The following is a 19,694-nucleotide window of genomic DNA, read 5'->3' as shown; positions in this document are numbered from 1 at the left end:
CTCATTCCACTAACACGTTAGTGGAATAGTGCAGGGTGGAGGCGGGCTCGTCAAACGGCGCGGAGTATGACCGAACCGTCACAGGCTCCGAAGGGTGGAACGCGCAGGCCGCGAGGCACATCTAGGGGTTCGGCGGGCCCTGACGCGGGACCCGCCGACGAGTCGGCGAGAACCGGCCGGCCGACGCGCGAGCGGCCGGGCCGGGTGTGAGCAGCAAGGTGGGGCGCTGGAATGAAGGCGGAAACGGTGGCGGGCGAGGCGACGGCGGCCGGTGGCGACGGAACGCCGGAGGGCGGGAACGCCGTTCCGGCCCCGGACCCGGCCCTGCGGGACACCACCACAGGGGGGACTCCGGAGGACCGGGCGGAGGACGCCGCGGGCGTGCCCGGTTCCGGGGACGGGAAGCGGATCGCTCCGGGCGGGGACGAGCCCGTACGGGACGCCGCCGCCGGCGGGGGCGAGTCGGCTCCGGAGGATTCCGACGCGGACTCGGGCGCGGACGCGGACACCGACGCGCCGGCCGGGGAGGCCGAAGCGGACGTCGAGGCGGACGTCGAAGCGAGCGCCGGCACCGAGGACCCGGCCGAACTTCCGCCGCGCGACGACGAGTCCGCGGCGGCGGGCGAAGCTGCCCGCGAGGCTGCGCCCGCAGCCGGGCGGAGCGGCACCGCGGATGACGACGACGCGGACGACGGCGAAGCGGACGGGGGCGCACCGGCCGGGCCCGACGCCGGGTCGGAAGCCGGTGCGCCGCGACCGGCACAGGACCACGCCCCGGACGACGCCCCGGCCAACGCCACGGAGGCGGAAGAGGCCGACGCGACGGACGAACCCTCCTCGACGACCGCGACCGGCACCGAACTGGGCGACGACGCGGACGACGCGAACGGCGCAGGCGACTCGGACGACCCGGACGGCGGCACCGCAGCGCCCGAGGCAGGAGCCGGCGCCGGTCCCGACGCCGATGCGGGAACCGGTACGCCGGACGCCGCCCCGGCCGCACCCACGGCGGAGGACGCGCCCGACGATGCGGCCGAACCCGCGGAGGAGGTCGGAGCCGCCACCGCGGCGGCGGCAGACGCACCGGCCGGAGCCGCGCCGGGCGAAGGCGCTGCCGCCGGCGCCTCCGTACGCCGGACCCCGTCCTGGGCCAAGCCCGACGCGGAGCGCGGGGCGCGGGAGCCGGCCCGGGACCGCACCCCGGGCACCACTTCCGGCGAGCCCCGCGAGGCCGACGCCGCTGCCGGGCCGAAGGGCGGTAAGACGGGGGCCGGCGACGAGTCCGATGCCGAGCGGACCAGTACGTTCGTCGCGCTCAAGGACCCCGGCAGGCCCGCACCCGTGGCCGTCGCCGCGCGGCCCGTCGCGGAGCCGCCCGTGGTGGAGCCGACGCGGGAGGCGCCGCTGCCTCCGCTCGACCTGCTGGCCGAACTGACCAACACCGCTCCCCCGCCGGAGACCACGCGCCGCACGCTCACGCGCCGCGTCAAGGTGTGGACGCCGATCCTGCTCCTGCTCGCCGCCGCCGCCACCGGGGCCCAGCTGATGCGTCCCCTCCCGGCGCCGCAGCTCGTCGCCGGGTCGACGACGTACACCCTGGAGGGGACCACCTCGATCCCCTGGCCGGCGAAGGGCCAGGCGGCGGTGCGCGTCCCGGGCTCCGGAGAGATCGGGACCTTCGGCGAGCAGAAGCCCATGCCGACGGCCAGCGTGGCGAAGGTGATGACGGCCTACGTCATCCTCAAGGAGCACCCGCTCCGCAAGGGCGAACCGGGTCCGCGCATCGAGGTCGACGCCAAGACGGTGGCCGACGGCAACTCGGACGACGAGTCGCGGATCGAGGGGCTGACCGCGGGGACGACCTTCAGCCAGCAGGACATGCTGAAGATGCTGATGATCCCCTCCGCGAACAACATCGCCCGCCTGCTGGCCCGTTGGGACTCGGGCAGTGACTCGACGGACGCCTTCGTCGCGAAGATGAACGCCGCCGCCAAGGAACTCGGCATGAACGACACCACGTACACGGATCCCAGCGGCCTGGACTCCGGAACCGTCAGCACCGCGGCCGACCAGCTCAAGCTCGGGGAAGCGGTCATGAAGGAGGAGGTGTTCCGTGCGATCGTCGCGCTTCCCAGCGCGACCATCGAGGGCCTGCCCAAGCCGATCGAGAACAACAACAGCAGCCTGCTGCTGTCCAACGGGCTGAGCATCAAGGGCATCAAGACCGGGTCGAGCACGCCCGCCGGCGGCACCCTGCTGTGGGCGGCCTACAAGACGGTCGGGGACGAAACCCCGCTGATCCTGGGCGCGATGATGGAACAGCGCGTCGACGGCCCGGACCCGAACGCCTTCAAGGCCCTCGGGTTGGTGAAGGAGAACAGCCGCAAGGTGATCGAGGCCGTCCGTACGGCGCTGACCTCGGCGCCGGTGATCCGCAAGGGCCAGGTCGTGGGCCACGTGTCGGACGGCCTCGGCGGGTCGACGCCGCTGGTGGCCACGAAGGACCTCAACGTGATAGCCGTACCGGGCCAGCAGCTGCGGCTCTCGCTCGGCCCCGGCACGAAGCCCGTGCCGCACGAGGCGAAGGCGGGCACCGCGGTCGGTGTCCTCACCGTGGGCGAGGGCGCGGGCGCGAAGTCCGTGCCGGTCGCGGTCGAGCGCGCCCTGACCGGGCCGTCGTTCGGGACCCGGGTGACACGCCTGTCCTGAACCCCGTTCCACCCCGGCCGTCCGGCCGGCGCCACACCCCCGGGCCCCGTCCGGGCCGGCCTTCGCGGGCCGCCCGGGCGGGGCCTACGCGTTGGCGATGACCAGCAGGGTGCGGGCCGCGGCCTCGCGCCCGCCCAGCCCGCAGCGGTGCGGTACCTCGCCGCGGTGGTGGGCGCTCTGTCCGGCGCGCAGGACGAGCGGCTCCTCGCCCTCGACCTCCAGGACGATCTCCCCCTCCAGGACGTAGAGGAAGTCCTCCCCCGGGTGTTCGAACCAGCCGCGTTCGCCCTGCCCCGGTTCGAAGTGGTGCTCGTAGGCCTCCATCAGGCCGCTGCGCCCGCCCGGGATGAGCACCTGGGCCACCTGTCCGGCGGCCTCGCTCACGCGGATGACCTGCGGGTCGCTCTCGTGACTGACGACTCCGGGCCGGTCCGGGGGCCGCAGGAAGGTCCCCGGTGTCACGTCGAGGGCCTCGGCGATCCGGTAGATCGAGCTGAGGCTGGGCGTGGCCAGGCCGCGTTCGAGCTGGCTGAGGAAGGGCTGCGACAGGCCCGAGCGGGTGGCCAGTACGGCCATGGAGACGCGGCGGGCGGTACGGCAGCCGCGGATCGCCCGGCCGACCTCGATCGCTTCGGGCGTGGGTTCTGGTCGAGACACGCAGGTGAACGTACCCCATGGCCGATCGGGGGCCCGGGGCTCCCCGGGGAGGTTTCGCACCGCTGCAACACCCCGTTCATAAGCGTGGTCAATTATTGACCTCACTTATGAACGACGTGGTCGACGCGGCCAACGCGGTCGACGCGGTTCAACGAAGGAGTCTTCGCGTGCAAGCCACCCCCTCGCCCACGGGCCGGGCCCTCGGCCGGCTCGGGCCCGCCCTGGGCGCGGCCGGCGCGGTGCTCGCCCTCTGGTCACTGGCCGCCTGGTCCGGCGCGGTGGCCCCGGGGCTGCTGCCCACCCCCGCCGAGACGGCCGCGGCGCTCGTCGAGAGCGCCCGCAGCGGGGTACTGGCCTCCGACCTGGGCGCGAGCCTGGCCCGCGCGGGCCAGGGGTTCGCCCTGGGCTCGCTGATCGGCGGCGCCCTCGGTTTCGCCACGGGGTACCTGCCCCGGCTGTCGGCCGCCGTGACTCCGGTGGTCTCCTTCCTGCGGCCCATCCCGGCCATCGCGCTCGTACCGCTGGCGACGGCCTGGTTCGGCATCGGCGAGAGCGCCAAGCGGTTGCTGATCGCCTACGCCGTCCTGCTCGCCGTCTGGCTGTACGTGCACGACGGGGTGTCCCGCGTACCGGTCTCCCACCTGCGGGCGGCCCGCTCCCTGGGGGCTCCGCTGCACCGGCGCTTCACCGAGGTGCTGCTCCCGGCCGCCGCCCCCGCCCTGCTCGCCGCGCTGCGCTACGGGGCCTCGGTGGCGCTGCTGGCCCTGGTCGCCGCCGAACTGGGCGGTGCGGACAGCGGACTGGCGTACCGGCTCCAGGTCGACGGCCAGTTCCTGCGGGTGGACCGGATGTTCGCGGGGCTGATCGTCCTCGGACTGCTCGGGGTGGCCGCCGATCTCGTACTCGCCGCCGTGGGCCGCCGCTTCGTCCACTGGAGCGCGTCATGAGCCTGACGGTACGGCTGGAGGGCCTGTCGGCCGGCTACGCGAACACCCCCGTCCTGGAACCCACGGACCTGGAGTTCCCCGCGGGGTCGTTCACCGCGCTGCTCGGACCGAGCGGGTGCGGGAAGTCCACGGTGCTGAACACGGTGGCCGGGTTCGTCCGCCCGGCGGCGGGCCGGGTGACGGCCGGCTCCGCGACCGTGGAGGGGCCGGGTCCGGACCGGGGGGTGGTCTTCCAGCACTACGCCCTGTTCCCCTGGCGCACGGCCCGCGGGAACGTCGAGTTCGCCCTCAAGCGCCTCGGGCTGACACGCGCGGAACGCCGCGAACGGGCCCTGGCCGCGCTGGCGGAGGTCGGACTGGCCGACGGAGCGCACAAGTACCCGGCGCAGCTGTCCGGCGGCATGCAGCAGCGCGTGGCGCTGGCCCGCGCCCTGGCCGCGCGGCCCGAAGTCCTGCTGATGGACGAGCCGTTCGGCGCCCTGGACGCGCTGGCCCGGACCCGGATGCAGGACCTGCTGCGGGAGCTGTGGCGGCGCAGCGGCACCACCGTGCTCTTCGTGACCCACGACATCGACGAGGCGCTCGCGCTGGCCGAACGGGTCGTCGTCCTCGGCGGCTCGCCGGGCCGGGTGCTGGCCGATCACCCGGTCGAGCCCGGCCCCCCGGACCCGGACCTGCGCAACCTGATCGCCCGCCACCTCGGCGCCGCCTGACGGGGGCCCTGCCCTCCGGCGGCACCCGCCGAGCCGGGCGGGCCGGGCGGCCCGCCGTCCCGACCGTCCACGTCCCCCGGCCCTCCGTGTCCCCGCCTTCCCGACCGGGTCGCCTTCCGACCGGGCCCGGCGCCCTGCCGTCCCGGCCGGCCCCGGACCCACCCCAGGCCACACCCCGACTCACCGGCATCCCCCTCAGCACACCCCCGACCGCCCCCCTTGGAAGGATCCCGACCCATGCCCAGACCCCGCGCGGTGGCCGCCGTACTGCTGGCTGCCCTGCTCTGCGCGTTCACCACCGCCTGCGGCGGCGCTCCCGCCGGCCCCGACACGTCCGGCGGGCGACTCGCCGTGACCGTGGCCGGCAGCGACCACCTCGGCGGCGCCCCCGTCCACATCGCCGAGGAACGTTCCCTGTGGGCCGCCGAGGGCGTCGACGCCACGGTCACCACCCTGCCCACCGGCCGGGACGCCTTGAACGCCGTGCTCGGCGGCCAGACGCAGCTCGGCATCGTGGGCGACCTGCCCGCCGTGACGGCCGCGCTGAGCGGGCGCGACGTACGCGTGGTCGCCGACCTCTCGCGGTTCTCCGACTGGCGGCTGCTGACCGCCACCGACCGCGGGATCACCGGCTTCGCCTCGCTGCGCGGCCGCAAGGTGGGCGTCCCCCGGGGCACCAACGTCGAGTACGCGCTGAGCCGGATGCTCGCCTCGGCGCAGCTGACCGCCGCCGACGTGACCGTGGTCAACCTGACCCCCAACCAGGTCGCGGCGGCGCTGGCCCGCGGCGACGTCGACGCCGGCGTCACCTTCCCCAGCTTCTACGACGCCGCGCGCACCGCCCTCGGCGACCGCTACGCCGAACTGCCCTTCACCGGCTACACGGCGCGGACCCTGCTGGTCGCGGGCCCCTCGGCCAGCGACGAGGCCGTCACGGCGGTCCTGCGTACGGTGCTGCGCGCCCAGCGGGCGTCGGCCGACGACCCCGCCGCCGCCCGGGCGGCCGTGGTGGCGCAGTCCAAGGGCGCGCTCCAGGCGGGGTACGTCGACGCCTTCCAGCCCCGGTACGCGTACGGCGCGAGCCTGTCCCCCGAGCTGCTGACGCAGCTGACGGACGAGGCCGCCTGGGCGAAGGCCACCCAGTCCCTGCCCGGCGACGCCGACCGGGCGTCCCTGCTGAAGCGGCTGCGCCCGGGCCCGCTGAAGGCCGCCGACCCGTCCGCCGTCACCGTCGGCTGACCTCCCGCACGACGGTGTCCCACCGACCACCACCCACGACCCGTTCACCCCACGCCCCACAGGAGCCCTTCATGACCGTCGACCAGAACACCCTGCGCCGGCGCGGCACCGGCCTGCGCGCCCACGATCCCGAGCGCAGCCACGGCGGCTACACGCTCTACACCCCGATCACGGGGGACGGCGAGATCCACCTCGTCGACATCGAGGGGCGGACCGCCCACACCTGGAACTCCCCGCACCCGCCCGGCCGGCAGGCACAGCTCCTCCCGAACGGCAACCTCTTCTACGCGGCCAAGGACACCTCCGGGCCGACGCTCTTCCCGATCTGGGACGTCTACCACGGCGGCATCTTCCAGGAGCTCGCCCCCGACTCCACGGTGCTGCGCGAGGTCCGGCACCCCTTCCACCACCACGACGCCTCCGTCCTGCGGAACGGCAACCTGCTCGTCACGGTCGTGGAGCCGCTCTCCCCGGCCGACGCCGCCCGCATCCGCGGCGGCATCCCCGGCTCGGAGGCGCCGGGCGGGGTGATCTACGGGGACGTGGTGTACGAGCTGACCTGGGAGGGCGAGACGGTGTGGCGCTGGGCGGCCATCGAACACCTCGACCCCGAGGAGGTTCCGCTGAACCCGCACTTCGCGCGCGAGCACTGGCCGATGGCCAACACCGTCAACGAACTCGCCGACGGCGGGATCGTGGTGGGCTTCCGCAGCGCGTCGACGACGGTGGCCGTCGACCGTGCCGACGGCTCGGTGCGCTGGCGCATCGGGCCCGACGTACTGGCCCAGCAGCACCACCCCCACGAGCTGCCGGGCGGCACCATCCTGGTCTTCGACAACGGCACGTACCGCGACACGACGTCCGTGCCGTACTCGCGGGTGCTGGAGCTGGACCCGGTCACGGGCAAGGAGGTGTGGTCGTACGAGGACAACCCGCCGCAGAACTTCTACAGCCCGTACATGTCGAGCGCGCAGCGGCTGCCGAACGGGAACACCTTCATCGCCGAGGGGTCCTTCGGGCGGCTCTTCGAGGTGACCCCCGAGGGGGACGTGGTGTGGGAGTTCGTGGTCCCGGAGTTCGGTTCGTTCAGCCGGGGCACCGGTCTGGAGTCCTCGCGCGGCGCCCAGAACTCGGTGTTCCGCGCCTACCGGTACGGGGCGGAGCAGATCCCCTGGCTCTGAACGGCGTACGGCCGGTCCCCCCGCTCCCGGCTACCCGGGGAGGGGGACCGGCCGTGCCGGTGTGGCTGCGTCAGTTGTTCGAACCCACGGTGTTGTCGTGACCCGCGTTGAAGACGTCGTCCGCGGCGAACTGGAACCAGTCGCCGAAGACGAGGGTGTAGTTGTTGCCTTCCGGAACGGTCACGGTCACGTCGGCGCTCGCGACGGAGGCGCCGCCGAAGACGAGGGCGCCGGCGGCGAGGACCGTGAGGACGGAGCGGACAGATCGCATGGATCCACCTTTCGAAAGGGAGGGGGCAAGCACCGAAGGTAGGCAACGGCGGCCCGGCTGTCCCGGCGCCCGACCGCGCAGGCGCGAGTCCCATCCGAATGGACCAGCCGCGCGGACCGGCGTACGGACCGGCCTACGGCCCCCCGGCGGGCGGTGGCCGGAAGCAGCCCCACGGAGGTGAACGCGGGGCTACGGGCTGGTAACTTGCGCGGGTTGATCAAGGCCGGGGGGCCGGTTGCACCCTGCCGCCCGGCAGAGCCACCCCCCGAGCAAGGAACCACATTGGCCCGCACCGTCCGCACGACGGCCCTCGCCTTCGTACTGTCCGCCGCGCTGCTGCCCGCGGCCCCGGCCTTCGCCGCCGACGCCCCCGCACCCCACCTGGACGCCGTGGAGCAGACCCTGCGCCAGGTGTCCCCCGGCCTGGAGGGCTCCGTCTGGGAGCGCACCGCCGGGAACCGGCTGGGCGCCTCCGCGCCCGGCGGCGCCGACTGGCTGCTCCAGACGCCCGGCTGCTGGGGCGACCCCACCTGCACCGACCGGCCGGGCACCCGCCGGCTGCTCGACAAGACGCGGGAGGACATCTCCAAGGCCCGCCAGAGCGTGGACATATCGACGCTGGCCCCCTTCCCCGACGGCGCGTTCCAGGACGCGATCGTGGCCGGGCTGAAGGAGGCCGCGCAGCAGGGCAACCGGCTCCAGGTCCGCGTCATGGTCGGCGCCGCGCCGATCTACCACGCCAACGTGGTGCCGTCCTCGTACCGCGACGAGCTGGTCACCCGGCTCGGCCCGGACGCCGCGAACATCACCCTCAACGTGGCGTCGATGACGACCTCGAAGACGGCGTTCTCCTGGAACCACTCCAAGCTGGTCGTCGTGGACGGCGGGTCGGTGATCACCGGCGGCATCAACAGCTGGAAGAAGGACTACCTCGACACCGCGCACCCGGTGAGCGACGTCGACCTGGCGCTGTCCGGTCCGGCGGCGGGTTCCGCCGGCCGGTACCTGGACACCCTGTGGGACTGGACCTGCCGCAACAAGGGGAACTGGAGCTGGAGCGCCGCCTGGTTCGCCTCCTCGAACGGCGCCGGCTGCCTCCCGACCCTGCCCCGGCCCGCCTCCCCGCCCGCGGGCGGTGACGTTCCCGTCCTGGCCGTCGGCGGTCTGGGCGTGGGCATCCGGCAGAACGACCCCTCGTCGGCGTTCCGCCCGGCCCTGCCGACGGCCCCCGACACCAAGTGCGGCATCGGGCTGCCCGACCGGACCAACGCCGACCGGGACTACGACACGGTCAACCCGGAGGAGAGCGCACTTCGCGCCCTGGTGGCGAGCGCCACCGAGCACATCGAGATCTCCCAGCAGGACGTCCACGCGACCTGCCCGCCGCTGCCCCGCTACGACGTCCGGCTGTACGACGCGCTCGCCGCGAAGCTGAACTCCGGGGTCAAGGTGCGCATCGTCGTCAGCGACCCGGCGAACGGGGGGCTGGTCGGCAGCAACGGCTACTCACAGATCAAGTCCCTGTCCGAGGTCGGCGACGCGCTGCGCGGCCGGCTGACGGCACTGACCGGTGACGAGGGCCGCGCGAAGGCCACGATGTGCCAGAACCTCCAGCTGGCGACGTTCCGCTCATCGGACAGCCCGACCTGGGCGGACGGCAAACCGTACGCCCAGCACCACAAGCTGGTCTCGGTGGACGACTCGGCCTTCTACATCGGCTCGAAGAACCTGTACCCGTCCTGGCTCCAGGACTTCGGCTACATCGTCGAGAGCCCGGCCGCGGCCCGCCAGCTCGCGACCGGCCTGCTGGCACCGCAGTGGCGCTACTCCCAGGCCACGGCGACGTACGACCACACCCGAGGCCTCTGCGCTCCCTGACCGCTGCCGGCCGGAGGCCGGCACCAGGGTGGATGGCGGCGGCCTCGTCCCGACGGGCGGCGAGGCCGCCGCGCCGTTGCCCGAGCACGGCGTTCGTGCCGCGCGGATATCGGGACCCGGTCCGAACGTCCGGCGGCAACCTCCGCACATCTCCCACGAGATCTCCACGGATCAGATCCACGAGCCTGGAATCTCGGCATTTCGGGTCACCAAGAAGTATCGAAAGGTGCCAAACGGGCGCGGAAAATTAACCTCTCGTCCAGCTATTGATCATGTTACGATCGCTTGAGATGACCCAGAGCGGGCCATCTCGCGTGAATGCCATTAATAGCGGGGGCTCATGGCACACCATCACCTTTCATTCAATCTTGAACACCCTCGGCATGTCGGTGCGGTCATCCTGGCAGCCGGCCGCGGAGAACGCCTCGGCGCGGGACCCAAAGCACTGTTAGAGGTCGGCGGGAAACCACTTCTCCTCCATGTGCTGGAATCCGTCGGTTCCAACTCCAGTGTGGAATCCATCGTGGTGACGGCCCCGCCTGACCTGATGCCGGACTTCCAGGAGTTGGTCGACTCCGCGGACCAAGCCGTTCCGGTCCGCGTCACTCCAGGAGGAGCGAGCCGGCAACTCAGTGCGCAACTGGGGGTAGCGGCCCTCCCGCCGGAGGCGGACTGGGTCGCGATCACCGACGTGGCGCGCCCGTTCACACCGCGGGGGGCGGTCGACGGGCTGCTCGCAGAGCTGCGGGCCATGGCGAAGGACGGGCAGCCCGACCGTTCGCCGTGCGGAATCGTGCCGTCACTGCCCCTGGTCGACAGCCTGCACCTCCTGGACGAAGCTCCGTTCCTGGGGCAGCCCTTCGACAGGAGCCGTCTGCGGGCGGCCCAGACACCCCAGATGTTCGACCGGGCCTGCGTGACCGCCGCTTACGCGGCTGCGGCCGGGGACGGCCTGGCCTTCACGGACGACGCCGGCATGGTCCGCCACTTCGGAGGCGCCGTGGCCGCCGGGCCGGGCGACGCCTCCAACTTCAAGATCACGTATGAGCGTGACCTCTCCTTGGCCGAGGCTCTTCACGCCCACCTGTCGAAGGCAATTCCCCCGCTTCCCGTGGGGTCGTCCCGGCATGGGTGACTTGCAGGGCAAGGTGGCCGTGATCACCGGCGCCAGCTCGGGCATCGGCGCAGCGACGGCGCGCAGGCTGCACGCACTGGGCGCCCGTCTGGTGCTGGGCGCCCGGCGAGGAGATCGCCTCAAGGAACTGGCCGACGAGCTGGGCGACGAGAGGGTCGTATGGGCGGAAGCGGACATCCGCTCGCCCACCCAGGTCGAGGACCTCTTCGCCCGAGCGGTCGACGCGTTCCAGGGTGTCGACTGCCTGATCGCCAATGCGGGAGTGGGCGTGTACGGCGGCATCCTCGACCTGTCCGACGCCCAGGTCGAGGAACTCGTGGACACCAACCTCACGGGGACGATCTGGTCCGTGCGGCAGGCCGTCCCGCTCCTGAGTGCTCGCGGTGGCGACATCGTCCTGGTCAGTTCCGTTGCCGGCCTTCGGGGACGGCCGGACGAAGCCGTGTACGCGGCCACCAAGCACGCCCTCGTCGGGCTCGCCGGATCACTCGACCGTGAACTCCGCCCGAAGGGAATCCGAGTCGCCACCCTGTGCCCCGGAGCGACCGATACGGAATTCGCCATGGGCGGGGGGCGGTCGCCCGACATGCCCGAGCTCAGGACGATGATGCGGGCCGAGGACGTCGGCGACGCCATCGCATACCTCCTTACACAGCCCGCCTCCATGAGGACCCTGATGTGGAGCATGCGCAGCGTTACGTCCGAGAACTGAAATCCATGAGACCGAAAGCTCGTGAATGTCAAACGTGAGATCCATTACCGTCCGCGCGCCGGCCAAAGTGAACTTGCAATTAGGCGTGGGCGGCCGCCGGGATGACGGATACCATGAACTCGCAAGCGTCTTCCTGGCCGTCTCCTGCTTCGATCGAGTGACGCTCACCCCGGCAGAGGAATTACGCGTCACGATCTCGGGCGACACGACCGCCGGGGTTCCTGCCGACGAATCGAATATCGCCGCGAAAGCCGTCCGGCTTCTCGCCAAGAGACACGGTGTTCCCCCGGCCGTCCACGTCCACATAGACAAGCGGATCCCCGTTCAGGGCGGCATGGCCGGAGGCAGCGCGGACGCGGCCGGCGCCCTGGTGGGCTGCAACGCCCTCTGGAACCTGGGCATGAGCCGCCAGGATCTTGGCGGGTTGGCCGCCGAACTCGGTAGTGATGTGCCCTTCAGCGTCCTCGGGGGAGCGGCGTTCGGGTCGGGCCGGGGCGAGCGGCTCACCAGCCTTCCCGTCGGCACCACCTCCCACTGGGTGTTCGCCACGGCCGGTTTCGGGCTGTCCACACCAGAGGTCTTCACGGAGCTGGAACGACGTCGCAGAAACGCGGGACGGCACTGGTCCGCGAGCTCGATCCCGTCACCTCAGATGTCACGGAGACTGGTCGACGCCCTGGCCGGAGGCGACACCGGCGCCTTGGCCGAGACGTTGAGCAACGACCTGGAACCCGTGGCGGCATCGATGCGCCCGGAACTGGCCACGACCCTGACAGCCGGAACGGCCGCCGGCGCCCTCGCCGGAATCCTCTGCGGAAGCGGGGCCACGGTCGGGTTCCTCGTGGCCGACCACCGCGCCGCGCAGACCGTCGCGGACGAACTCATGGCATCAGGAACGTGCACCGCGGCCCACATCGCGCACGGCCCCGTACCCGGACCCGAAGCCACCAGCACGACTGGAGAAAGCACATGACTGCCCAGACCCACTCGGACGCGGAAGTACTGGCGGTCCTCCGCCGGATCTGGGAGGAGGTCCTGGAAGTCGCGGTCGATGATCCCGACGAGAACTTCATCGATCTCGGAGGGGACTCCCTGTTGGCGCTCGTGGTGGCCAACCGCGCACAGGAGGCCGGACTCGCGATGCCGCCCACCGGGGTCCTGCGTCGGCCGACGCTGCGAGAGCTCACCGAAGCCGTCATGGATCCGCGCCAGTTCGAGCAGTGGTAGCCCGCCGCCCCTCGCGCCAGGTCCTGATCGGAAAAGTTGCCGTGGGAGGCGGCGCGGCGATCAGCGTCCAGTCGATGACCACCACGGTGACCGCCGACGTCGACGCGACGAGCCGCCAGATCGAGGAACTGGCCCGGGCCGGCTGCGACATCGTTCGCGTGGCCGTGCCCAGCCGCGACGATGCGGACGCGCTTCCCGACGTGGTCCGCCGTGCCGGGATCCCGGTGATCGCCGACATCCACTTCCAGGCGCGCTACGTGTTCGCGGCCATCGAGGCGGGTTGTGCGGGCGTGCGGGTCAACCCGGGGAACGTGAGGAAGTTCGACGACCGGGTGGCGGACATAGCGGCGGCAGCGGCCGCGGCAGCCGTGCCCGTCCGCATCGGCGTCAACGCAGGTTCACTGGACCCCCGCGTCCTCGCGGGCCATGGTGAGCGGACTGCCCAAGCACTGGTGGACAGCGCCCTCTGGGAGTGCTCGCTCTTCGAGGAGGCCGGCTTCCGTGACCTCAAGATCTCCGTCAAACACCATGACCCGGTCGTCACGATCAGGGCGTACCGACTGCTGGCCCAGCGCTGCGACTACCCCCTGCACGTCGGCTTGTGGGCCGCGGGTACACCGCCCTACGGCACGGTGAAGTCCGCGGTGGCCATCGGAGCACTCCTCGCGGAAGGAATCGGGGACACCATCCGCGTCGGCCTGGCCGCATCCCCCGTCGACGAAGTCAAGGTCGCCATCACCATCCTGGAAGCCCTCGGCCTCCGGGAGCTGCCCGTGAGGCGCGGCGCACCGCAGGAGAACCGATGAAAGGCTGTGACGCATTGTCCTCGCGGCAACGTGTTTCCTGGACCCAGCGGCACCGGCTGGGCCAAATCCGCGCTGAGTTGGACGCCGGCGTCCACCGCCCCCACCATCCCTCCGTCACCCTCCGGATACGTGGTGCGCTGCGGGTCGGTGAGCTGGAGAGGGCATGGATCCGCCTTCAGGAACGCCATCCGGTCCTACGATGCGGCTTCGACCTGACCGACTTCACCTGGCGGCTCGACTCACCGGCTCCGACGGCCGGCATCATCCTGGCGGAGTCGCCGCCGGATGAGACGCCAGGCAGCGTGGCGGGCCGCGTGGAGCAACTGGTCGATGCCCCTTTCGACTTCGTGGACGGCCCCCTGGCGCGCCTCATCGTGCTGCGACGCCCGGAAGAAATCCTGTTCGCCCTGGTCCTCGACCACTTGGTGGCGGACTTCTGGTCACTCGACCTCCTGATGAGCGACCTCACGACCCTCTACGCGGACGAGTTGGGCCTGGCAACGGAGCCATTGCCCCCGGTCGCCCTCCCCTACCCCCAGCAGGTGCAGCAGCAGAACGCCTACCTGGACTCACCGGCCGGCCTGCGGGCACTGGACACCCTGTCCGCGAGCCTCAAGGCGGTCGGCCCGGTGCCCGAGACCCGGTTCGAGGGCTTCTCGGGTGAGCTCCACGCCGGCTACGACCGCACCGGTCTCGTGCGGGCGGTCTTCGGCCCCGGCCTGACGAGCGACGTCTTCTCCTGCGCCCGCAGCTTCCGCACGACGCCATGGACACTCATCCACGCGGCCGTCCACCGCGCGCTGTACGCCCTGAGCGATCAGCCGTCCATCGGTACGACGCTGATGACGGCCAACCGGGAGTCGACGGCCGTCCATCAGACCGTGGGGTTCCTCGCGAGCAAGGTCGTCGTCGCGACACGACGCGACGACGGAGCCGGCACCACCGAGTTCCTGCGCGGCTTCCAACGCGCGATGATGAACGCCCTCGACTTCACGGCGATACCGTGGCCGAGGCTCATCGCGCACATGGAGCCGTCGGCCCTCGGCTGCCACGCCAAGGTCCCCTACATCTCGTTCAACCCCCAGAACTCCACCATGCGGCGATGGCTCGGAGGGTGGCGGTTCGCAGGCTGCGAAACGGCACCCCTGGACCTCGCGGGCAGCACACCTGATGCGGCCGTCGTCATCTCCCTCACCGAAGTGGAGGGGGACATCGAGGTGTCGATGTACCACAGAACGGACTGGTATCCGGCAGAGGCCGTGGAGAAGCTCTGGAAGGCCACCGAGCAGGTCCTGCGCGACTGGGTCCGGGAAGCCGGCATCGGCGACGAGGCTCCGTGAAACTCATCCCCGCGCTGCCCCGACTGGAGGGTCCAGCGCGACCGTTGTTCGTGGGGACCTTCACCTACGCCCTCGGCCGGGGCATGTACAGCACCGGCAGCATCGTCTTCTTCACCCTGTCGTTCGGGCTGTCCGTGCAACAGATCGCGTTCGCCCTGTCGGCGGCCGGCATCGCGGCGTTCTGCGCGGCGATGCCGGCCGGGTACCTGGCGGACCGCTGGGGACCCCGGCCCATGACCATCGCAGTGACCATCGTCCAGGCATTGCTGCTCGTCCCGATGCTGCTCTCCGGCTCCTACCTCGTCCTGCTGCCGTTGGTGATCGTCCTCGGCGCCGCCGACCGGGTCAACTCCATCGCGCGACGCACCCTGGTCTCCCACGTGATGGGTGAGGCGACGCGGGTGCGTACCCAGGCGTACCTGCGCAGCGTGGCCAACACGGGCATGTCCATCGGCGCCCTCGCCGTGGCGCCCCTGCTCGCCATGGGCACCCGATCGGCCTTCCTGTTCCTCGTGGTCGTCACCATCGGGTGCTACCTGGTGGTCGCCGTCACGACGCTGCGGCTGCCCACGGCGTCGAAACTCACCACACCCCCGACCGGCACCGACACCTCTGACCCTCAGCCCCGGGAACGCCACCCGAGGCCGGCACGGCGGCGTCTCGCGGCGTTCACCTCCCTCGGTCTGCTGAACGGGCTGTTCGCCCTGCACATCAGCATCCTCGAGGTGGGTCTGCCCCTGTGGATCACGAAGCACACCGACGCCCCCGCATGGACGGTCGCCGCCCTCGCCTTCGTGAACACCGTCCTCGCGATCCTCCTCCAGGTGCTGGCCAGCCGCGGCTCCGCGAGCGTGCGCGGCGCCGCCAGGGCACTCGCCGTTTCCGCCCTCTTCACTGCTCTGGCCTGCGTCCTTTTCGCCACGACCGCGAAGGGCACCGGAACACTCCTGATCGGCACGCTCTTCCTGGCCACCGTGGTGCTGACGGTCGGTGAGCTGCTCCAGTCAGCCGGCGAATGGGGACTGTCATTCGGGCTGGCGCCCGCGAACGCCCAAGGCAGGTACATCGGTGCCTTCACCGTCGGGACGACCGTCCAGGACATCGTCGGCCCGGCGCTCGTGGGGGGCGTGGCCATTGCCCACGCCCCGGCCGGCTGGGTCGTCCTCGCCGCGGTGTTCATCGTCGGCGCGGTGCTGGTCGTACCGATGACGCGCTGGGTGGACGGTCTGCACGGTGACGCGGACGGTGACGGTGATGTGGACGGTGACGGAAACCGGTCCGAGCGCGAGAACCACATCCCTTCGGCCTCAGCCACGAACGCCAGGAGTTGATCATGCAGACAGCCCGCTCGACGCTGCACCAGCGCTTCGACGACGTGGTGCGGCGCTTCCCCGACGCGACAGCCCTCGTGGACGACGACGGGCCGATGTCCTACGCCGAGCTACGGGCGGCCGGCCACGAGCTGGCCCGCGTGCTCGGATCGTTGTGCACGGACGGGGACCGGTTGATCGCCGCCCGTCTCGGCCGCACCAGGTCGGCTCCTGTCGGCTTTCTCGGAATCCTGGCCGCCGGCCGTGGCTACGTGCCCGTCGATCCCGCCTATCCGCAGGCCCGCAAGGACCTCCTGCTCGATGACAGCGGAGCCCGGCTCATCGTCACCGACGGCGCACTGGAGTCCGACGAGACACGGCTTTGCGAGGTGGCCGGACTCACCGTCGCCGCCCGTGACGTTCGTCGGATCCGCTCTCGTGGTGACGTCCCCGCCCGGACCGCCTACGTCATCTACACCTCCGGCTCCACGGGTGCCCCCAAGGGGTGCGTCGTCGGTCATGACCAGGTCCTCGCGCTCTTGGACGCCTGTGCGCAGGTATTCGACTTCCGCCCGGACGACGTCTGGACCGTGTCCCACTCGTTCAGCTTCGACTTCAGCATCTGGGAGCTGTGGGGTGCCCTGCTCAACGGCAGCACCGCCGTGCTCGTCCCCACGGACGTGGCCCGTGATCCCGACGCCCTCGCACGTCTGCTGGCCGCGCGGCGGATCACCGTGCTGAGCCAGACTCCTTCCATGTTCGGCTTCCTGGTGGGGATGCTGGGCCGGCACGGACGTTCCCTGCCCCACCTCCGCTACGCCGTCCTCGGCGGCGAGGCCGTCAGCCTCCAGGACGCCCTCACGTGGCTCGGGGAGGAGATGGCCCCGAACGCGAGACTCGTCAACATGTACGGGATCACGGAGACCACGGTGCACGTCACCTATGCGGAGCTCGACGTCGATGCCTGCCGCGCGGCTGACGCCGACCGCACGCCCATAGGACGGCCCCTACCGCATCTGAGCGTCTCCCTGCGGGACTCGGCGGCCAACCCCGTGGCCGACGGAACACCAGGAGAGATCTGGGTATCGGGGAGCGGTGTCGCCTCCGGATACCTCGGGCTGCCCGAGCTCACCGGGGAGCGGTTCGTAGTGGACTCCTCCGGGGGCGGGCCACGGCGCTACTACCGCAGCGGTGACTGGGCGGTCCGCCAGGCCGACGGTACCCTCTCCTACATCGGCCGGACGGACGGCCAGGTCAAGCTGCGGGGCCATCGCATCGAACTCGGTGAGGTGGAGGCCGCGGTCGCCTCCCTGGACGGTGTCCGCGGCGCCGCCTGCGCCTTGCAGACCAATCGGACGGGGCAGCGCATCCTGGTGGCGTACCTCGTCGAAGAACCGGGGGCCGGCCTGAACCCCCGCTGGATCCGCACATGCCTGGGCGACCGCCTTCCCGCCCACATGCGCCCCCATCAGTTGAAACGGGTGAAGGGCCTTCCGATCACCGTCAACGGAAAGCTCGATCGGGCAGCCCTGCCCACGCTTGCGGTGCTGGACTGGGCCGCCCCGACCGAGGGGCATGCATGAGCGCGCCCCGCCGCCTCGTCGTCGTCTACGACCGGGGAGCGGCCAACGTCAGCGAAATCGCGAGGTCACTCACCAAGGTCGCGCCTCTCGTCTTCGTGACCAAGCAGGGTTCGGACCATGCCGAACCCCTGCTCCCGCTGCTCCGGGACATGGGCGACGTCGTCACCTTCCGGAACACACCCGATGAGGTGGTCGGCCGGCTCCGGGCCGTCGACCCCGGCGGCATCACCACGTTCAGCGAGGCCATGCTGGCGGACACGGCCGAGATCGCGGCGCAGCTCGGTCTTCCCCACCACAGCCGCGAAACCGCGCGGCTCCTCACGGACAAGTTCCTCCAGCGGAAACGGCTGAACGAGACCGGCACCGGCAGCGTCGCCGGGCGGCTGCTGACCCGGCCGGAGGAATGGCCGGAGGTCCTCCGGCACGTGGACCTTCCGGTGATCGTCAAGCCCGTGCACGGAGAAGGCAGCCGCAACACGCACCGGGTCGACGACGCCACGGAAGGACTCCGGCTCGTGACCCGCCTCCTGGGCACCGAGCCCGCCCTCGCCGTGGAGCAGTTCCTCGAAGGGCGTCCGTGCCATCCCTACGGCGACTACGTGTCCGTGGAGAGCGTCGTCTGCCGGGGAGTGGTCTCGCACCTGGCGGTCACCGGCAAGTTCCCGCTCATCCATCCGTTCAGGGAGACCGGCCAGTTCTGGCCGGCTCCCCTGCCGGAGGACGAGCAACAGGACCTGCGGGACCTTGCCGGAGCGGCCGTCCGGTCCCTGGGCATCACCACCGGCATCACCCACACCGAGATCAAGCTCACCGGTTCCGGGCCGCGGGTGATCGAAGTGAACGGGCGGCTGGGTGGCAACATCAACGAGCTGTCCCTCCGCGCGGCGGGCCTCGACCTGGTCGAGGTGGCCGGCCGCGTGGCACTCGGCGAGGTCGTGGAACCGGCCCCGGTGACACACGACCGGGTCGTCTTCCAGTACTCGAATCCCGCACCGCCCTACCCCTGCCGGCTCACGTCCGTCGCCGGACAACGGCAGCTGCGCGGCACAGCGGGGATCACCGGCTACCGCGCCTGGACCCGCCCGGGCGCATCCATCGACGCAGGCGTGGGCACCCACGACCTGGACCTGGTCCTGGGAGAGGCCCAGGAGCACACCGGGGTGTTCGAAGTCCTCGGCGAAGCCCTGCGCCACCTCACGTTCACCTTCGCGTCCGCCGCGTCGGAAGCCCCGGTCGAGATCAGCGCCCGGGACCTCCCGGCCATCGGCGGCCCGCCGACAGGACCGGCCGCCGACCCGGTCGCTAGCGCTTGCGCGGGGACGGGGTGTTCAGGAGGAGGGCTTCGGACACCAGGCGGGCGCCCCGGGACAGCCGGGACAGCTGCTCCAGTTCGATCGCGTACATCCTGATCGTGTTCTCGATGACCGCCTCGGCCACGCCCATCGTGGGCAGGTCGGCCCGGCTGGTGTGCAGGGCCACGCGCACCGCGCGCATCTCGTGCTGGAGCTGGAGCTGTACGTGGCGGGCGAGGAGGGCGTGGTGACGGGTCAGGGTCAGGTAGCCGCCGTAGCGGGCCGGGAGGAGGTCGCGCAGCCATCGGGTGGCCGTGCGTTCCCAGTCGTGCGTGCCGGGGCTCTTGACCTGCAGGGGCCAGTCCGGGCTGCGCGTGAGGGTGGCCGTCTGGGACATTCTCGTCACTTCCGAGTGGTGTCGAACTCTGATCGAGACAGTGCTGGGGCGGCCTCGGCCCAGGGGTTGACCGAGGCCGCCGGGGCGCCCTGCGGGATCCGAAAGCCTGACTCGACACCCGGTCGCGCCGTGAGGAGGAGCGGCGTGCTGGGTGTCCGGTTCGAGGGAGACGTGGGGACGTCCCCCTTGGCATCTGATGGATCCGGAGCGCCGCCGTCAGTAAACATATATACCGTCGAGTAAGCAAGAGTATGAAAAATTTCATGCACCTGCGGGCTCTGAATATTTCCGGTCCGT

The 19,694-nt window shown here is 71.5% G+C and carries 17 protein-coding genes and 1 pseudogene; 15 read left to right on the top strand and 3 right to left on the bottom strand.

Features of this window, described 5'->3' with window-relative positions; all coding sequences use genetic code 11:
- Positions 1 to 231: 231 nt before the first annotated feature.
- Positions 232 to 2,709 carry a D-alanyl-D-alanine carboxypeptidase family protein gene (locus AC07B0_RS06945; protein WP_478897092.1) on the top strand — a complete coding sequence of 826 codons (2,478 nt, stop codon included), beginning with the start codon at positions 232 to 234 and terminating at the stop codon, positions 2,707 to 2,709.
- Positions 2,710 to 2,793: 84 nt separating this feature from the next.
- Here the strand turns inward: AC07B0_RS06945 and AC07B0_RS06940 are convergent, their stop codons facing one another.
- Complete coding sequence (locus AC07B0_RS06940; protein WP_356882476.1) at positions 2,794 to 3,366, bottom strand: helix-turn-helix domain-containing protein; 573 nt, start codon at positions 3,364 to 3,366, stop codon at positions 2,794 to 2,796.
- A gap of 167 nt (positions 3,367 to 3,533) precedes the next feature.
- Here AC07B0_RS06940 and AC07B0_RS06935 point away from each other — a divergent pair, with 167 nt between their 5' ends.
- The 4 genes from AC07B0_RS06935 (at position 3,534) to AC07B0_RS06920 (ending at position 7,446) form a co-directional block, all read left to right on the top strand.
- Positions 3,534 to 4,313, top strand: coding sequence for an ABC transporter permease (locus tag AC07B0_RS06935; protein ID WP_478897090.1), 780 nt, complete (start codon positions 3,534 to 3,536; stop codon positions 4,311 to 4,313).
- Positions 4,310 to 5,026 carry an ABC transporter ATP-binding protein gene (locus AC07B0_RS06930; protein WP_478897089.1) on the top strand — a complete coding sequence of 239 codons (717 nt, stop codon included), beginning with the start codon at positions 4,310 to 4,312 and terminating at the stop codon, positions 5,024 to 5,026. Before AC07B0_RS06935 ends, AC07B0_RS06930 begins: the two co-directional genes overlap by 4 nt.
- 237 nt (positions 5,027 to 5,263) lie before the next feature.
- A complete protein-coding gene (locus AC07B0_RS06925; protein ID WP_478897087.1) occupies positions 5,264 to 6,265 on the top strand; it encodes an ABC transporter substrate-binding protein in 1,002 nt (333 codons plus the stop codon).
- Between the two features lie 71 nt (positions 6,266 to 6,336).
- A complete protein-coding gene (locus tag AC07B0_RS06920; protein ID WP_356882484.1) occupies positions 6,337 to 7,446 on the top strand; it encodes an aryl-sulfate sulfotransferase in 1,110 nt (369 codons plus the stop codon).
- A 70-nt stretch (positions 7,447 to 7,516) separates the two neighbouring features.
- Here AC07B0_RS06920 and AC07B0_RS06915 read toward each other — a convergent pair whose 3' ends face one another.
- Positions 7,517 to 7,717 carry a hypothetical protein gene (locus AC07B0_RS06915; protein WP_356882486.1) on the bottom strand — a complete coding sequence of 67 codons (201 nt, stop codon included), beginning with the start codon at positions 7,715 to 7,717 and terminating at the stop codon, positions 7,517 to 7,519.
- A 282-nt stretch (positions 7,718 to 7,999) separates the two neighbouring features.
- Here AC07B0_RS06915 and AC07B0_RS06910 point away from each other — a divergent pair, with 282 nt between their 5' ends.
- The 10 genes and pseudogenes from AC07B0_RS06910 to AC07B0_RS06865 all read left to right on the top strand — a co-directional run bounded on the left by AC07B0_RS06910 (position 8,000) and on the right by AC07B0_RS06865 (position 19,117).
- On the top strand, positions 8,000 to 9,595 hold the full coding sequence (locus AC07B0_RS06910) for a phospholipase D-like domain-containing protein (RefSeq protein WP_469377923.1): 1,596 nt from the start codon (positions 8,000 to 8,002) through the stop codon (positions 9,593 to 9,595).
- A 340-nt stretch (positions 9,596 to 9,935) separates the two neighbouring features.
- Positions 9,936 to 10,730, top strand: coding sequence for an IspD/TarI family cytidylyltransferase (locus tag AC07B0_RS06905; protein ID WP_478897085.1), 795 nt, complete (start codon positions 9,936 to 9,938; stop codon positions 10,728 to 10,730).
- Complete coding sequence (locus AC07B0_RS06900; RefSeq protein WP_469377920.1) at positions 10,723 to 11,442, top strand: SDR family oxidoreductase; 720 nt, start codon at positions 10,723 to 10,725, stop codon at positions 11,440 to 11,442. Before AC07B0_RS06905 ends, AC07B0_RS06900 begins: the two co-directional genes overlap by 8 nt.
- 25 nt (positions 11,443 to 11,467) lie before the next feature.
- On the top strand, positions 11,468 to 12,415 hold the full coding sequence (locus AC07B0_RS06895; RefSeq protein ID WP_478897082.1) for a 4-(cytidine 5'-diphospho)-2-C-methyl-D-erythritol kinase: 948 nt from the start codon (positions 11,468 to 11,470) through the stop codon (positions 12,413 to 12,415).
- Positions 12,412 to 12,669 (top strand): acyl carrier protein, encoded by a 258-nt coding sequence (locus AC07B0_RS06890; protein ID WP_467292696.1) that lies wholly within the window; start codon positions 12,412 to 12,414, stop codon positions 12,667 to 12,669. The genes AC07B0_RS06895 and AC07B0_RS06890 overlap by 4 nt, the downstream gene beginning before the upstream one ends.
- Positions 12,663 to 13,436, top strand: a pseudogene (gene ispG / locus AC07B0_RS06885) (flavodoxin-dependent (E)-4-hydroxy-3-methylbut-2-enyl-diphosphate synthase); the annotation flags it as partial. The gene AC07B0_RS06890 and the pseudogene ispG, both read left to right, overlap by 7 nt.
- Before the next feature lie 116 nt (positions 13,437 to 13,552).
- The gene (locus tag AC07B0_RS06880) at positions 13,553 to 14,815 is read left to right on the top strand and encodes a condensation domain-containing protein (protein ID WP_478897080.1); all 1,263 of its coding nucleotides are present in this window, start codon (positions 13,553 to 13,555) and stop codon (positions 14,813 to 14,815) included.
- Positions 14,816 to 14,865: 50 nt separating this feature from the next.
- Positions 14,866 to 16,146 carry an MFS transporter gene (locus AC07B0_RS06875; RefSeq protein WP_478897079.1) on the top strand — a complete coding sequence of 427 codons (1,281 nt, stop codon included), beginning with the start codon at positions 14,866 to 14,868 and terminating at the stop codon, positions 16,144 to 16,146.
- Between the two features lie 2 nt (positions 16,147 to 16,148).
- The gene (locus tag AC07B0_RS06870; RefSeq protein WP_478897077.1) at positions 16,149 to 17,708 is read left to right on the top strand and encodes an amino acid adenylation domain-containing protein; all 1,560 of its coding nucleotides are present in this window, start codon (positions 16,149 to 16,151) and stop codon (positions 17,706 to 17,708) included.
- Positions 17,705 to 19,117, top strand: a complete 1,413-nt coding sequence (locus AC07B0_RS06865; protein WP_478897075.1) for an ATP-grasp domain-containing protein — start codon at positions 17,705 to 17,707, stop codon at positions 19,115 to 19,117. Before AC07B0_RS06870 ends, AC07B0_RS06865 begins: the two co-directional genes overlap by 4 nt.
- Here the strand turns inward: AC07B0_RS06865 and AC07B0_RS06860 are convergent.
- On the bottom strand, positions 19,011 to 19,397 hold the full coding sequence (locus tag AC07B0_RS06860; protein ID WP_478897073.1) for a hypothetical protein: 387 nt from the start codon (positions 19,395 to 19,397) through the stop codon (positions 19,011 to 19,013). The genes AC07B0_RS06865 and AC07B0_RS06860 overlap by 107 nt on opposite strands.
- Between the last annotated feature and the right edge of the window lie 297 nt (positions 19,398 to 19,694).

This window comes from Streptomyces sp. NPDC044704, assembly GCF_056433525.1.
This window is presented reverse-complemented; position numbering and strand designations above follow the sequence as displayed.

Excerpts from the sequence above, each read along its gene's own strand:
- AC07B0_RS06945 (WP_478897092.1), top strand. The coding sequence starts at position 232 with ATGAAGGCGGAAACGGTGGCGGGCGAGGCGACGGCGGCCGGTGGCGAC.
- AC07B0_RS06930 (WP_478897089.1), top strand. The coding sequence starts at position 4,310 with ATGAGCCTGACGGTACGGCTGGAGGGCCTGTCGGCCGGCTACGCGAAC.
- AC07B0_RS06925 (WP_478897087.1), top strand. The coding sequence starts at position 5,264 with ATGCCCAGACCCCGCGCGGTGGCCGCCGTACTGCTGGCTGCCCTGCTC.
- AC07B0_RS06920 (WP_356882484.1), top strand. The coding sequence starts at position 6,337 with ATGACCGTCGACCAGAACACCCTGCGCCGGCGCGGCACCGGCCTGCGC.
- AC07B0_RS06915 (WP_356882486.1), bottom strand. The coding sequence starts at position 7,717 with ATGCGATCTGTCCGCTCCGTCCTCACGGTCCTCGCCGCCGGCGCCCTC.
- AC07B0_RS06905 (WP_478897085.1), top strand. The coding sequence starts at position 9,936 with ATGGCACACCATCACCTTTCATTCAATCTTGAACACCCTCGGCATGTC.
- AC07B0_RS06900 (WP_469377920.1), top strand. The coding sequence starts at position 10,723 with ATGGGTGACTTGCAGGGCAAGGTGGCCGTGATCACCGGCGCCAGCTCG.
- AC07B0_RS06895 (WP_478897082.1), top strand. The coding sequence starts at position 11,468 with ATGTCAAACGTGAGATCCATTACCGTCCGCGCGCCGGCCAAAGTGAAC.
- AC07B0_RS06890 (WP_467292696.1), top strand. The coding sequence starts at position 12,412 with ATGACTGCCCAGACCCACTCGGACGCGGAAGTACTGGCGGTCCTCCGC.
- AC07B0_RS06870 (WP_478897077.1), top strand. The coding sequence starts at position 16,149 with ATGCAGACAGCCCGCTCGACGCTGCACCAGCGCTTCGACGACGTGGTG.
- AC07B0_RS06865 (WP_478897075.1), top strand. The coding sequence starts at position 17,705 with ATGAGCGCGCCCCGCCGCCTCGTCGTCGTCTACGACCGGGGAGCGGCC.
- AC07B0_RS06860 (WP_478897073.1), bottom strand. The coding sequence starts at position 19,397 with ATGTCCCAGACGGCCACCCTCACGCGCAGCCCGGACTGGCCCCTGCAG.